We start from the raw sequence: 14,753 nt of genomic DNA on the forward strand, positions 1-14,753 counted from the left end.
GTAAAAAAAGCGCACATATCGTGCGCTTTTTTTATGGTTTTTCTCACTGAATTTAACTAATCAAAAACTTTTTTTAAATTAACCAAAAAATGACAACTTATCCCTTTAAAGAATTAAGTGGCTGTATTTACGTTCCTTTTTGACAATTCCATGTCGGTTTTTAGCGATGTAATGGCAAAAAACAAATGTTTTTTTGATTTATGACAAGACATGAAATGTATCAATATGTAAAATTCAAATTAGAAATGCTAATAATTCTTATTAAGGTAACGATTTACTATGAAGCTGTCAGAGATGTCGTGCGGAAACCGTGGGACCGTCATTAATATGTCTGCATTACCCTCAGCGACAAGAAAAAAGTTAATGGTTATGGGGTTACTACCTCGTACTGAAATTACCGTTGTTCGCCTAGCACCGTTGGGTGATCCGCTTCAAGTGCGTGTACGTGGTGTTGATATCGCTTTACGCAAGCAAATTGCTGAAAATATCGAGGTTGAGGCACTGTAATGCAATATAATATTCTTACTGTTGGTAATCCGAATAGTGGTAAAACAACGTTGTTTAATGGCTTAACTGGCGCTAAACAACAAGTTGGTAACTGGGCCGGTGTGACGGTTGAGAAAAAAACCGGTCGCTACCAACATAACGGTGATGACTTCGCTCTGACTGATCTTCCTGGTATCTATAATCTTGATAGTGCGAACGATGCAAATAGCCTTGATGAGGCAATTGCTTCTCGGGCTATTTTAACAACGCCTGCTGACGTTATTATTAACGTAGTTGATGCTTCTAGCTTAGAACGTAGTTTGTACATGACGCTTCAACTTCGTGAGTTAGGTCGACCTATGGTTGTTGTGCTTAATAAGATGGATGTACTTAAGCGACAACGTCAGGTATTGGATATTAAAGCACTAGAAAAAGCACTGGGTTGTCCTGTATTAGCGTTATCTGCTAACAATATGGAGCGTATTGCTGAGTTTAAATCTAAGCTACACAAGATGCTCACGCAAGGTGTTGTAGTTAAAGACTTTAAACTCGACTACGGTCAAGATTTTGAGCAGGCAGTAAGCCAATTAGAGTCTTTATTTCAAAGTAATGACAAGTTAGAACCTCGCGCACAGGGTATTCGTGTCTTAGAAAATGATACCCTTGTCATAAATACGATGTCTGATGAAGATAAAATTAAAGCGTGTGGTTTACGTGCAAACCTAATTAATACAGTTGATCCTGATATTCAAGTTGCGGATGTCCGTTATACTTTCTTACATCAGTTATGCCAAAAGGTTCGTCGTCAAGAAGGACGTTTAAGCAATAGCTTTAGCAACAAAATTGATAGCATATTACTAAACCGCTTTGTTGGTATCCCATTCTTTTTCTTAGTAATGTACACGATGTTTATGTTTGCTATTAACATTGGTAGTGCATTCATTGATTTCTTTGATATTAGTTTCGGTGCGCTACTTGTTGATGGTGGTCATTATTTATTAGATGACCATTTACCTGTTTGGTTAGTAACGGTGATTGCTGACGGTATAGGTGGCGGTATTCAAACCGTGGCGACTTTCATTCCTGTTATTGCTTGTTTGTACCTATTCCTTGCTATGCTAGAAAGCTCTGGCTATATGGCGCGTGCTGCTTTCGTACTAGATAAAGTTATGCAAAAGGTAGGTCTACCGGGTAAAGCGTTCGTTCCTCTTGTACTTGGCTTTGGTTGTAATGTGCCTGCTATTATGGCAACACGTACTCTTGAACAAGAACGTGAGCGTAAGTTAGCTGCAGCAATGGCACCGTTTATGTCATGTGGTGCACGCCTACCGGTATATGCATTATTTGCGGCGGCATTCTTCCCAGAAAATGGTCAAAATGTTGTATTCGCATTGTATTTATTAGGTATTGCAGCCGCTGTTCTTACTGGAATCATCTTGCGTGCAACAGTGTATCCTGGTTCAAGTGATAGCTTTATTATGGAAATGCCTAATTACGAATTTCCAACGATTCGTAATGTTGTAATAAAGACTTGGCAAAAACTTAAGCGCTTTGTATTTGGTGCGGGTAAAACAATCGTTGTTGTTGTTGCTATTTTGAGCTTCTTTAATTCATTAGGTACTGATGGCTCATTTGGTAACGAAGATACGTCTAAATCTGTACTTTCAAAAGCTGCGCAAGTTGTAACACCAGTATTAGAGCCTATTGGTGTGAAAGCTGATAATTGGCCGGCAACAGTTGGTATCATTACTGGTATCTTTGCTAAAGAAGCTGTTGTTGGAACACTAAATAGCTTATATGCACCAGCGACAGATGATAGCGGTGAAGAGTACAATTTGGTTGCAAGTTTACAAGAAGCGGTTCAATCAATTGGCGATAACTTGGCAGATTTAAGCTTTAGTGACCCGTTAGGTATTGAAGTTGGTGATTTAGGTGATAAACAAGCAGCAGCAGAAGAGCAGGGTGTAGATGAGTCTGTATTTGGTAACATTCAGGCGAACTTTGTGAGTGGTGCTGCAGCAATGTCTTACTTGATTTTCATCTTGCTATACACGCCATGTGCTGCTGCAATGGGAGCATACGTTCGTGAGTTTGGTCAGAAGTTTGCGTGGTTTATTGCTGGGTGGACTATGTTAATGGCTTACTCGTTTGCTACTTGGTTCTATCAAATTGCTCACTTTGTTGATCACCCTGCAGCGAGTGCATTCTGGATAGCATTCTTTATCTTGATTAATGTTGGTCTCTTCTTGTTATTGAAACGAGAAGGTAAAAAGCAGAAAAACATTGAAATTGAAGGGTTATTAGTCGAATGATCTTACAACAGCTAAAACAATATATTGAACAATATGGACGTGTGAGTCGTAAGCAACTTTCTGATCACTTTGGTATGTCTGAAGATGGTGTAGAAGCAATGCTTGATGTATGGATTCGTAAAGGTTCAGTTGGAAAAGAATTGGTTGGCTGTGAAAGTTCAGACTGTTGTCAACCTGCGAAAGAGATTTGGTATCGTTGTTTATCTGCTAACGAATTATCAATAACGGTAATGCGATAGAAGGCAGTAAAGTCAAAAGGCAGCTTAATTAAGCTGCCTTTTTTAATGCTAACTAGAGATAGCTGTAAAGCCTTCAATTTGATTTAACTCTTCGCGAAGTTCATCAGCCAGTGCTGCTTGTAGCGCTTCACTGCGTTGAGTTCCATTAGTATTCCCCCAAATTGGCCCTGGCCATGCTATATCATGACTAAAGCGTGCAATGTGGTGTAAATGAAGTTGTGGTACAAGGTTACCTAATGCACCAACGTTAATCTTTTCTGCTTGATAGTCGTTTTCTAATAATGTGGCTACAGCACTTGATTCACGTATTAGTTGGCACTGGTCTTGTTCAGGTAGGTGGTGGATTTCACGTAACTCGTCAACACGAGGGACTAAGATAATCCATGGCCCTAGCGCTTCTTTAGATAATAAAACACGAGAAAGCGGAAAATCACCTAATACAGTAGTATCAGATTGTAGGCGAGGATGAAGAGTGAAACGCATGTAATTATTCCTTCACAGTACATTATGGCTCACAAGCCAGAGCATTATTTATCATAGTATGCCTAATTTAAAACGATTGGTATTATCCTTAATGTATTCTCTAACATTTGGTTAAGAGTTCTAATTATTGTGAGGCAACTTATGACAAGCGAATATCAGTTTATACTCGATTATTGGTTTGGCGAGTTAGAGGGTGAAGTAACCAAAGAAAATAAACATGCGCTTTGGTTTCTAGGTGGTGAAGAGATTGATGCTTACATTAAAACTCACTTTCAATCTTGGGTGAGTAAAGCTGGCAAAGGGGAGTTAAATCATTGGTGTGAAACGGCCCAAGGTCGCTTGGCTCTGATTATTTTACTGGATCAATTTAGCCGCAATATCTACCGTGGCTTAAGTGCGGCATTTCGATATGACTCATTAGCCTTAGCATTGTGTAAACGTGGTTTAGCATTGAATCAAGATGTAGATTTATCGCCAATTGAACGTGTATTTTTCTATTTACCGTTAGAACACGCAGAAGATCTGGAAGATCAAGAAGAGAGTGTGTTTCGCTTTCAACACTTACGAGAATCTACTTCTTTGAATAATCGTGAACTATTTGATGGCTTTTATAATTATGCGAGAAGCCATTTTGACGTGATTAAGCAATTTGGACGCTTTCCATATCGCAATGCTGTGCTGGGGCGGCTTTCAACGCAAGGTGAATTGATGTGGTTGAACCAAGGCGGTCAGCGGTTTGGTCAATAAAGATACCTGACGGTTGAATCTTTTATAATGTTTTTATTTACAGTGCTAGATTTATAAACACATTTCAGGGTGCGATAGACAGAAAATAAAAAGCCTTCCATTTGGAAGGCTTTTTTAATACTAAGAGGGATGTTGATTACATACGCTCTAGTGTTTCGATACCAAGTAGGTCTAGACCTTGCTTGATAGTTTTTGATGTTAGCAATGCAAGCTTCAAGCGGCTTTGCTTAACAGCTTCTTCAGCATTAAGAATTGGACATGCTTCATAGAAGCTAGAGAACATACCTGCAAGTTCGAATAGGTAAGTACACATTAAGTGTGGTTGGCCTTCACGTGCTACAGATTGTACCGCTTCTTCAAATTGAAGAAGTTTAGATAGCAATGCTTGCTCTTTTTCGTCAGTGATAACGATTGGGTGAGTAAGATCTGCAAGCTCAACATTCGCGCGCTTGAAGATAGATGCTACACGTGTGTATGCGTATTGCATGTACGGTGCAGTGTTACCTTCAAATGCCAACATGTTGTCCCAGTCGAAGATGTAATCTGTCGTACGGTGCTTAGAAAGATCAGAGTATTTAACCGCAGCCATTGCAACAGTTTGTGCAATGTTTGCTTTTTCTTCTGCACTTAGTTCTGGGTTCTTTTCTTCAATTAGCTTGTTAGCACGCTCAACAGCTTCATCCAGAAGATCAGCAAGACGAACAGTACCGCCAGCACGCGTCTTAAATGGACGACCATCTTTACCTAACATCATACCAAATGCGTGGTGCTCAAGAGATACACTTTCTGGTACATAACCCGCTTTACGTACGATTTCCCAAGCCATCATTAGGTGTTGGTGCTGACGTGAATCGATGAAGTAAAGTACGCGATCAGCATGAAGTTGCTCGTAACGGTATTTAGCACAAGCGATATCAGTGGTTGTGTATAGGTAACCGCCATCACGCTTCTGGATGATCACACCCATAGGCTCGCCGTCTTTGTTTTTGTATTCGTCTAGGTAAACAACAATTGCGCCATCACTTTCTACAGCTAGACCTTTTTCTTTAAGATCTGCAACAACGCCAGGTAGCATGTCGTTGTACATAGATTCGCCCATTACGTTGTCATCAGTCAGTGACACGCTTAGACGATCGTAGTTGCGTTGGTTTTGCTTAAGTGTAATAGCAACAAGTTGCTTCCATTTCTCAAGGCAGTACTCATCACCGCTTTGTAGACGAACAACAAAGTTACGTGCTGTTTTACCGAATTCTTCGTCTTCATCATAAAGTACTTTAGATTCACGGTAGAAACCTTCAAGATCGCTGATGTCCATAGAAACATCAGTACCTTCTTGCTCTTTACGCTGCATGTTAGCGATAAGCATACCGAATTGTGTACCCCAGTCACCAAGGTGGTTAGCTCGGATAACATTGTGGCCTAAAAATTCAAGAGTACGTACAACTGCATCACCGATGATAGTTGAACGTAAGTGGCCTACGTGCATTTCTTTTGCAACGTTTGGTGCAGAGTAGTCAACAACAATGTTTTGTGCTGTTTCAGTATTAACGGCTAGACGCTCATCTTTTAGTGCTTCTTCGCCACGCTCAGCTAACCATGCTTTGTTTAAGAAAATGTTGATAAAGCCTGGGCCTGCAATTTCAACTTTCTCAGCAATACCATCTAGCTCTAGGCAGTCGATAACTTTTTGTGCGAATTCGCGTGGATTAGTACCTAGCTTCTTTGCTACGCCCATAACACCGTTCGCTTGGTAATCACCAAACTGCGCTTTAGCTGATTGGCGAACTGCGGCTGGGCTGCCTGCAGGTGCGCCAGCGGCTTCTAAAGCCTGAGATACTTTATCGTTAATAAGTGCTTGAATGTTCACACGCTGATCCTTAAATCATTTGTAACGCCAATTATTAATAAGAGGCAAAAATGTCTACGTATTACAAGATCACCGTCAAAAATAATCACGAAATAAAACAAATTGACAACATAAGTAAATCAAGTGTTTAACGTGAGTATTTTTGACGGGGTCGCGAATATCTAAATATGCACCGAAGTCTTGAATACGCAGTAGGTATTGTCCTAATAATACCCACAGATGGAGGTACTTTGGCAACTGGAAAAACCCATTGTTTACGTTTTTTTTTAAACTTTTTTTGTTATGGGTAAATAATGTGTAACACGCTATTGTATTGAAAAGAGAGTGCGTTAAATTCATGTTTCATTAAATCACGAAAAATGGATAATTATTCACTTCGTCTAATTATAGTTATAGCTGTCAATAATGGGATAAATGTATGCACAAGCTTGAACAATATAATCTTCATCCAACGCAGATGCTTGCGCAGTTACCTGAGTTTATGAAAGCGATTAATACATTGATTGATGATTTAGGGATTTCACTGGCTGATTACCAAGCCGATCACATTGCATTACGTGTCAATGATCAAGATGTGGCGCAACAGTTACATCAAGCTTGGCTGAGTTATGGTGAAGAATGGTCTAACAATATGATCAACGGTCGCCCTATTGTGATTATTGGATTTGAACAGCCATTAGCCGTCGATGGCTGGACAATCGAAGCGTTAGAGTTGCCTTATCCGAGCGATAAAGTATATCCGCAACAGGGGTGGGAGCATATTGAGTTTGTGGTACCATCCAGTGCAAAAACGATTGAAGAATTAAAAGCAGATTTACTAGAAAAATTACCACAATTAGATTGGGATGAGTTAGATGCGAAGGGGATTAAAGTCAAAGCCAGTTCACCATCAGGTGAAGATGAGCGTTTAGCTAATCCTACTTTTGCGTTTAAACGTGATGGGGTATGTATTAAATTACACGGACACTCGTTAAAAGCAGTATTAGAAAGTGAACAAGCATAGTTGCTGTAAATACAAATAGTAAAAAGTGTAGTAATCCCCAAAGATTACTACGCTCGCTTGGTTATTGTCTTTTCCTGATTATAAAATAACCGTCCGGTTACCATAGACGAAAATACGATCATCTACCGCAAGGCCTAATGCTTTACTGAGCACCGATTTTTCTACATCACGACCAGACTTTGCCATTTCAACTGCACTGAAACTATGATCAACAGGGATGACGTTTTGGGTAATGATTGGCCCTTCATCAAGATCGTTAGTTACAAAGTGTGCGGTTGCCCCAATGATTTTTACACCACGCTCAAATGCTTGTTGGTAAGGCTTGGCACCAATAAATGCAGGTAAGAAACTATGATGAATATTGATGATTTTATTAGGGAATTGTGCGACAAAATTAGGCGTTAAAATACGCATATATTTCGCCAGTACTACGTAGTTTGGTTGATACTGTTGTACCGCTTCTAATAGTTTTTGTTCGTGTTCTTCACGGCTTAATCCTTCATGGCAAACATGATGGAATGGAATATCAAATTTTTCCGTTAGCCCTTGTAGGCTGTCGTAATTACCGACAACAGCAGCAATGTCGATATCTAATGAGCCATCGAAGGCTTTAACTAGAATATCACCTAAACAGTGCGCTTCTTTTGTCACCATGATGACGATTTTTTTGCGATCAGAGCTGATTAAACGGCGTTTGCTACCTTTGGGTAAAGCATGATCAATATCTGCGAGGAAGGTTGTATCATTAAAATAGCCTTCAAGCTCGGTGCGCATGAAAAATTGATTATGGGTGTTATCAACATATTCCTTATTGTTGATAATATTTAGTTGGTGCTTATGACAAATGTTGGTAATTTTGGCGATTAGTCCCATTTCATCTGGGCATTCCGTGAGAAGTGTTTTCTTTTCCATGTCGTTTCCTGACTGCGATTCACGCATATAATACATTGCGTGTTACAAAGATCTTAATTAACTATTACCTAGATTTAACCTTATGGTCAAAGTATTTATTTGTTAGGTGATGTTATTAATAAGAAAGTGATGTCGTTAATTTTTGCAATCAATGGATAGAAGACTAGTCGAGTACTAGGATAATTGGCATAATGAATACTGTATATATAACCAATAGTGCGAAGTAAATGATAACGAAGTTTTTTGCCTCTGGTGGCGCATTAGATAAAGCCATCCCTGGTTTTCAGGCTCGCCAACCCCAAATTGATATGGCGAATGCTGTGGCAGACGCAATCAAACATGAGTCTCAGCTGGTGGTTGAAGCTGGAACGGGTACTGGCAAAACCTTTGCTTATGTGATCCCCGCTTTGCTTAGTGGTAAGAAAACTATTATCAGTACAGGCTCTAAAAACCTTCAAGAGCAATTATTTCACCGTGATTTGCCATTAATGGCTGATGCTATTGGATTTACGGGCCGCGTCGCGTTATTAAAAGGGCGAGCTAACTATTTATGTGTGGATCGTTTGAATCGGCAAGTGATAGAAAGCCATGATGTGGAATCTGATCCTACGTTATTAACACAGCTGGTCAAAATTAGACAATGGTCCTCATCATCAAAAAGTGGCGATTTTGGTGAATGTGAAGATGTTGCAGAAGATAGCCCAGTTATTCCATTGATTACTTCGACCAATGATAACTGTTTAGGCCGTGAGTGCCCCTCGTATGATGATTGCTTTGTCGTTAAAGCTCGTCGCAAAGCAATGGAAGCTGATGTAGTTGTTGTTAATCACCATTTATTCTTGGCAGATTTAGCCATTAAAGAAACCGGCTTTGGTGAATTAATTCCAGAAGCTGAAGTGTTTATCTTTGATGAAGCCCACCAAATGCCAGATATTGCCAGTCAGTACTTTGGTCAGAGTCTAACCAGTCGGCAATTAATTGAGCTTGCGAAAGATATTGATATTGGTTATCGCACAGAAGCACGTGATATGCGACAACTGCAAAAAACAGCAGATCGTTTGCAACAAGCCGCATTTGAAATGCGGATTATTTTAGGTGATCCTGGATTCCGGGGGAACTGGCGAGAAGCATCGCAAACACCGGCAGTTCAACGCGAATTGACTCGATTGTCAGATGCATTAGATCTTACCTACGATGTACTTAAGCTGGCGTTAGGTCGAAGCCAGTTATTAGATACTGCCTTTGAACGTGCAGCAACACTAAAAGCCAAATTAAAACGAGTATCAGATACTGCAATTACCGGTTATTCCTATTGGTATGAATGTACACCGCGCCAGTTTAGTTTAAATATCACGCCGCTCTCTGTTGCGGATAAATTTAAAGAGCAAATGGCTGAGCAAAAAGGGGCATGGATTTTCACTTCAGCAACCTTAGCGGTTGATGAGAATTTCACCCACTTTAGTCATCGTTTAGGGTTAGAGCCAAAGCAGCAATTTTCGCTTGAAAGCCCATTTGATTACAACGAGCAAGCGTTATTGTGTGTACCTCGCCATTTACCTGAACCTAATAGTTATGGTCTCGCTAATAAATTGGTTGAGATGTTGGCGCCTGTGATTGAAGCGAATAATGGTCGTTGTTTTTTCTTGTGTACTTCACATCAAATGGTACGCGATCTTGCTGAAGGATTTCGTGAAAAGCTGAGTTTACCCGTGTTAGCGCAAGGTGAAACAACGAAACAAAAGCTACTTAATGAGTATTTGGCTCATGGTAATGCATTATTAGTCGCAACGGGGGCGTTTTGGGAAGGGATTGATGTTAGAGGGCAAGCCCTTAGCTGTGTTATCATTGACAAATTACCGTTTACAGCACCAGATGACCCATTATTAAAAGCACGTATTGAAGATTGTCGCATGCGTGGTGGTGATCCTTTTGCCGATGTCCAAGTACCTGATGCGGTGATCACTTTAAAGCAGGGTGTTGGGCGTTTGATCCGTGATACTAAAGACAAAGGTGCATTGATCATTTGTGATAACCGATTAGTAACAAGGCATTATGGCGCTGTATTTTTACGAAGTTTACCACCGATCCCTCGTACACGCAGTGTGGAAGGGGTCAGTGACTTTTTGTCTACTATTAATAACAATAACGTTATTGAAGATGACAACCAACATTCAGAGGCTTGAATGAGCACCAAAATTTTGGCAGTTGATACTGCAACTGAAAATTGTTCTGTTGCCCTATTAATGGGTGACGAAGTTATCTCTCGTTGTGAATATGCGCCACGTGAGCACACAACAAAAATTTTGCCTATGGTAGATACTGTTCTGGCTGAAGCTGGCATCAAGCTAAACCAACTTGATGCATTGGCTTATGGTCAAGGTCCTGGTAGCTTTACAGGTGTACGTATCGGCATTGGTATTGCGCAAGGTTTAGCGTTTGGTGCAGATTTACCTATGGTGGGCGTGTCAACATTAGCTGCAATGGCGCAAGGTACATACCGTGTCCATCAAGCTGACAATGTATTATCTGCTATTGATGCTCGTATGGGCGAAATCTATTGGGGTCAGTACCAGCGTAAAACGGATGGTGATTGGCAAATTATCGGTGTAGAGCAGGTTATTGTACCTGATGCTTTAGTTGAATCTGCTCAGACCGAATCTGGTATTTGGTTAACAGCGGGTACAGCTTGGGAAGTGTATGTTGATACTCTAGCTAAGCTACCTTTTGAAATGCAGCAGGGCTCGGTGTTATATCCTGATTCACAAGACATGGTACACCTAGCGAAATTTGCTTTTGCTCGTGGTGAAAGTGTTAGCGCAGAAGTAGCAAGCCCTGTGTATTTACGTGATACCGTGACATGGAAAAAACTGCCAGGTCGCGAATAATTAAGTAAAAGAGTAGTGGCTGACGCCGCTACTTTTTCTTTAGCCTAATTTTTAAATGAATGATGAGAGGGGATTATGGTTACTATCAATCATGGTGTTATATCATTACCATCAAAACCATTCAGTTTAGCTTCACAAACCTCCAGTACGAAAGCTAGCACTTCAAGTGATGCGGTTTCATCAACGTCTGCTTTATCATCGTTATCGGCAACGCAACACTCAGAGTGGACGAGTCAAGAATATCGTCAATTACAGTATGATCGCCCTGATGGAAAACATCAGAAAGCATTATCTATGTATATGGATGTCATGCAGCACAGTAGAAAAGAACAACTTTCCGATCTTATCGGTATCAATATGGTTGTTTAAACCGACTAATACTTTCCTTATTATTCTCATCATTAACGCGTTAATTTAACGTGTCAGTTGACTACGCCATAAATAATTACTTTTGCTGTTATATTGAACAGTTATGTAGAGGTTTTATATGTTTCGCACGCTATTTCTTGGGCTGATATTAATCTTTATGGTAGGCTGCGCCAGTGTTCCAGCCAGCTTGCAGACCAAAACGAAAAATCCTATCACGGATTTACGCGTTATCACCGAGCATCCTACTGTAATGCAACATCAGGAAGTAAGGTTAGGTGGTATTATTGCTTCAATTAAAAATGAAGCAAAGCAAACACGCGTTGAAATTGTCGCATTGCCGTTAACCTCTGACGGTCGACCAATATTGAACAGTAAACCCCAAGGTAGATTTATTGCGAATGTACCTGGTTTTCTTGATCCTATAGAGTATGCCAAAGGACGTTTACTGACAGTTGTCGGGCAATATACTGGAATGCAAAAAGGTAAAGTTGGACAGTACGATTATACTTTTCCTGTGGTAAATGTTTCAGGTGAGCAAATTTGGCAAGTACAGCAACAAATTCAAATGGAAACACCAATGCGATTTAATCGTTGTATTGGCATTAACTGTGGATTTTGGGGCGATGATTACTTTATGCCGCCGTTTGGCATTCAAGGGCGCGTGGTTGATAGAGTGATAATGTAAGTCATGGAAGCAATAACATTTAAGCTTGCTGAATTAGAATTAGCGGGACTGACTAATTTCTCTTTATCGTCGCCGTTAGAGAATAACAAACCCGTGTTGTTATTTATTCATGGTTGGCAAGATAATGCTGCGACGTTTTCATCACTTTGGCAACGGCTAGAGAAAGATTTTAATCTTGTTGCCATTGATTTGCCTGGACATGGTTTATCACAATCTCGAAGTGGGGATAACTATTATCACTTTTTCGATTATATTGATGATTTACACCAAGTCATTATGCAGCTTCCTGCTACGCGCGTGTGTCTTGTTGGCCACTCATTAGGCGCGATTATTGCCAGTTGTTATAGCGCTGCTTATCCTCAATTAATAGATAAGTTGGTATTAATTGAAGGCTTGTCGCCATTAGTGGAAGAGGCTGAACAAACGGTTGAGCGATTAAAGCGTGGGATTAAAAGTCGACAACAATACCGTAAAAGTTCTGAACGTCGAAAAGCAAGAGCAATGAGCTCTTTTACTGAAGCATTACAATTACGTGCCAATGTTAATGACTTACCCATGACAAGCTTAGAGCCTGTTGTGAAGCGGGCAACGATTAAACGTAACGGGCTGTGGTACTGGCGACATGACCATCGCTTGCGTTGTGAATCACTTTATCGGATGACACAACAACAGGCGCAAGCAATTATGTCGTCGATAGAAGCACCCATTTATTCGATTGTAGGAAGTCATGGATTTCCTCAACTGCGCGATGATCCGCAGGATAAGTACAAGCTTCAACAGTTTTCACAGGTGGTGATTGTCGGGGGACATCATTGCCATTTAGAACAGCCAGATACAGTATCTAATTGTATTAGGGCTTTTATTTCCCTCGAGAGAGATTAATCTTCGCTTTTCAATGAGTAGGTTCAAAGTTTCTACTCAGCTAATTTGGCAAGATGTTAATTATAAGTTAAGTATACTGTATTGAGATATAAACGCTTGTTTGATTTATACGTACAGTATTTACCTGTATCGCTGTATAGCTATTAAAGCAGTCTAATAATAAGGAGAATGCGAGTGGATAAGGTTTGGCTTAGCCGCTATCCGAATGATGTACCGGCAGAAATTAATCCGGATGCATATTCATCATTAGTTGATATGTTTGAACAATCAGTACGTAAATATGCTGATCAAACCGCTTTCATTAACATGGGACAAGTTATGACCTTCCGTAAACTGGAAGAGCGTAGCCGTGCCTTTGCAGCTTACCTTCAAAATGAATTGAAGCTACAAAAAGGTGACCGTGTTGCTGTAATGATGCCAAACTTACTGCAATATCCTATCGCGCTATTCGGTATTTTACGTGCAGGTTGTGTTGTGGTTAACGTTAACCCGTTATATACCCCGCGTGAGTTAGAGCACCAATTAAATGACTCTGGTGCAAAAGCCATTGTTATCGTTTCAAACTTCGCTCATACCCTTGAAGCCGTTGTTAAAAATACAGGTGTTAAAAATGTAATTTTAACTAGCCTTGGCGATCAATTATCTCGTCCAAAAGGTACCTTGGTTAACTTCGTTGTTAAGTACATTAAAAAGATGGTGCCTAAGTACCATTTGCCGCATGCGACTTCAATGCGTATCGCACTGCGTAAAGGCCGTCGTATGCAATATGTTAAGCCGTTTATTACTGGCGATGACATGGCATTTCTTCAATATACTGGTGGCACAACAGGTGTCGCTAAAGGCGCGATATTAACGCATCATAATATGGTGTCTAATGTCATGCAGGCGAAAGGTGCATATGGTCCTGTGTTAACAGAGGGACGTGAGCTCATTGTTACCGCTTTACCGCTTTATCATGTATTTGCATTGACAGTAAACTGCTTATTATTAATGGAAATGGGCGGTCAGAATTTACTGATCACTAATCCACGTGATATTCCCACTTTTGTCAAAGAGCTTCAACGTTACCAATTTACAGCAATTACTGGTGTGAACACCTTATTTAATGCCCTGATCAACAATGAAGATTTCCAAGAACTAGATTTTAGTAATCTACGCCTTTCTGTTGGTGGTGGTATGGCGGTTCAACGCGCTGTTGCTGAAAAGTGGCAGAAAATCACTGGTAATTACTTATTAGAAGGGTACGGTTTAACTGAATGTTCACCACTGGTTGCAGCATATCCTTATGATTTAACACAATATAACGGTTCAATTGGTCTACCTGTCCCTTCAACTGAAGTGCGTATGGTTGATGATGAAGGTAATGTTGTGGGAATTGACGAAGTTGGTGAGTTACAAGTTCGTGGTCCTCAGGTAATGAAAGGTTACTGGCAGCGCCCTGAAGCCACTAAAGAAGTGTTAACAGAAGATAATTGGCTATCGACGGGTGATATCGTTAAATTTGATGACGAAGGCTTTTTGCACATTGTTGATCGTAAGAAAGATATGATCTTAGTATCAGGCTTTAACGTTTATCCTAATGAAATCGAAGATGTTGTTGCGCTACATGACAAAGTGCTTGAAGTAGCAGCGATCGGCCAGGCCCATGAAGTGTCTGGTGAAGTCGTTAAGATATGTGTGGTGAAACGCGATCAGAGCCTAACAAAAGATGAATTGATAGCGCATTGTCGTCAACATTTAACAGGTTATAAAATACCTAAAATTGTTGAATTTATGGATGACTTGCCAAAAACCAATGTAGGTAAGATTTTACGTCGCGTATTACGTGAAGAGTCTGATAAAAAAGCACAACAATAAGTGTTTGCGATAATAAATATGTAAAA

14 protein-coding genes are annotated in these 14,753 nt (G+C 40.3%); 11 read left to right on the top strand and 3 right to left on the bottom strand.

Annotated features, from left to right (window positions below):
* Positions 1-279: 279 nt before the first annotated feature.
* Genes CTN01_RS01660 through CTN01_RS01670 form a run of 3 tightly spaced genes read left to right on the top strand, consistent with a single transcriptional unit; the run spans position 280 to position 3,037 of the window.
* The gene (locus CTN01_RS01660) at positions 280-507 is read left to right on the top strand and encodes a FeoA family protein (RefSeq protein WP_045082703.1); all 228 of its coding nucleotides are present in this window, start codon (positions 280-282) and stop codon (positions 505-507) included.
* Positions 507-2,798 (top strand): Fe(2+) transporter permease subunit FeoB, encoded by a 2,292-nt coding sequence (feoB, locus tag CTN01_RS01665; protein WP_045127256.1) that lies wholly within the window; start codon positions 507-509, stop codon positions 2,796-2,798. The genes CTN01_RS01660 and feoB overlap by 1 nt, the downstream gene beginning before the upstream one ends.
* On the top strand, positions 2,795-3,037 hold the full coding sequence (locus CTN01_RS01670; RefSeq protein WP_005370560.1) for a FeoC-like transcriptional regulator: 243 nt from the start codon (positions 2,795-2,797) through the stop codon (positions 3,035-3,037). Before feoB ends, CTN01_RS01670 begins: the two co-directional genes overlap by 4 nt.
* Positions 3,038-3,085: 48 nt before the next feature.
* Here CTN01_RS01670 and CTN01_RS01675 read toward each other — a convergent pair whose 3' ends face one another.
* A complete protein-coding gene (locus CTN01_RS01675; protein ID WP_045148144.1) occupies positions 3,086-3,520 on the bottom strand; it encodes an HIT domain-containing protein in 435 nt (144 codons plus the stop codon).
* Positions 3,521-3,661: 141 nt separating this feature from the next.
* Here CTN01_RS01675 and CTN01_RS01680 point away from each other — a divergent pair, with 141 nt between their 5' ends.
* Positions 3,662-4,267 (top strand): DUF924 family protein, encoded by a 606-nt coding sequence (locus CTN01_RS01680; protein WP_045148145.1) that lies wholly within the window; start codon positions 3,662-3,664, stop codon positions 4,265-4,267.
* Positions 4,268-4,403: 136 nt separating this feature from the next.
* Here CTN01_RS01680 and argS read toward each other — a convergent pair whose 3' ends face one another.
* Positions 4,404-6,134, bottom strand: coding sequence for an arginine--tRNA ligase (argS, locus tag CTN01_RS01685; protein ID WP_045183997.1), 1,731 nt, complete (start codon positions 6,132-6,134; stop codon positions 4,404-4,406).
* Between the two features lie 418 nt (positions 6,135-6,552).
* Between argS and CTN01_RS01690 the strand changes: the two genes are divergently transcribed.
* Positions 6,553-7,137 (top strand): VOC family protein, encoded by a 585-nt coding sequence (locus CTN01_RS01690; RefSeq protein ID WP_045148147.1) that lies wholly within the window; start codon positions 6,553-6,555, stop codon positions 7,135-7,137.
* Positions 7,138-7,215: 78 nt separating this feature from the next.
* Here the strand turns inward: CTN01_RS01690 and purU are convergent, their stop codons facing one another.
* On the bottom strand, positions 7,216-8,049 hold the full coding sequence (gene purU / locus CTN01_RS01695; protein ID WP_045082698.1) for a formyltetrahydrofolate deformylase: 834 nt from the start codon (positions 8,047-8,049) through the stop codon (positions 7,216-7,218).
* A 227-nt stretch (positions 8,050-8,276) separates the two neighbouring features.
* Here purU and yoaA point away from each other — a divergent pair, with 227 nt between their 5' ends.
* The 6 genes from yoaA (at position 8,277) to fadD (ending at position 14,727) form a co-directional block, all read left to right on the top strand.
* Positions 8,277-10,232 (top strand): DNA repair helicase YoaA, encoded by a 1,956-nt coding sequence (gene yoaA, locus CTN01_RS01700; RefSeq protein WP_045148148.1) that lies wholly within the window; start codon positions 8,277-8,279, stop codon positions 10,230-10,232.
* The gene (gene tsaB / locus CTN01_RS01705) at positions 10,233-10,934 is read left to right on the top strand and encodes a tRNA (adenosine(37)-N6)-threonylcarbamoyltransferase complex dimerization subunit type 1 TsaB (RefSeq protein WP_045148150.1); all 702 of its coding nucleotides are present in this window, start codon (positions 10,233-10,235) and stop codon (positions 10,932-10,934) included.
* 75 nt (positions 10,935-11,009) lie between these two features.
* Positions 11,010-11,303, top strand: a complete 294-nt coding sequence (locus CTN01_RS01710) for a hypothetical protein (protein ID WP_045148152.1) — start codon at positions 11,010-11,012, stop codon at positions 11,301-11,303.
* A 118-nt stretch (positions 11,304-11,421) separates the two neighbouring features.
* Complete coding sequence (locus tag CTN01_RS01715; protein WP_045148153.1) at positions 11,422-11,988, top strand: Slp family lipoprotein; 567 nt, start codon at positions 11,422-11,424, stop codon at positions 11,986-11,988.
* A gap of 3 nt (positions 11,989-11,991) precedes the next feature.
* Positions 11,992-12,870: an alpha/beta fold hydrolase gene (locus tag CTN01_RS01720; RefSeq protein WP_107188414.1), complete on the top strand. Its 879-nt coding sequence runs from the start codon at positions 11,992-11,994 to the stop codon at positions 12,868-12,870.
* A gap of 174 nt (positions 12,871-13,044) precedes the next feature.
* A complete protein-coding gene (gene fadD / locus CTN01_RS01725; protein ID WP_045148155.1) occupies positions 13,045-14,727 on the top strand; it encodes a long-chain-fatty-acid--CoA ligase FadD in 1,683 nt (560 codons plus the stop codon).
* The last annotated feature ends 26 nt before the right edge of the window (positions 14,728-14,753 follow it).

This window comes from Photobacterium angustum (genome assembly GCF_003026365.1).
Classification (GTDB): Bacteria; Pseudomonadota; Gammaproteobacteria; order Enterobacterales; family Vibrionaceae; genus Photobacterium; species Photobacterium angustum.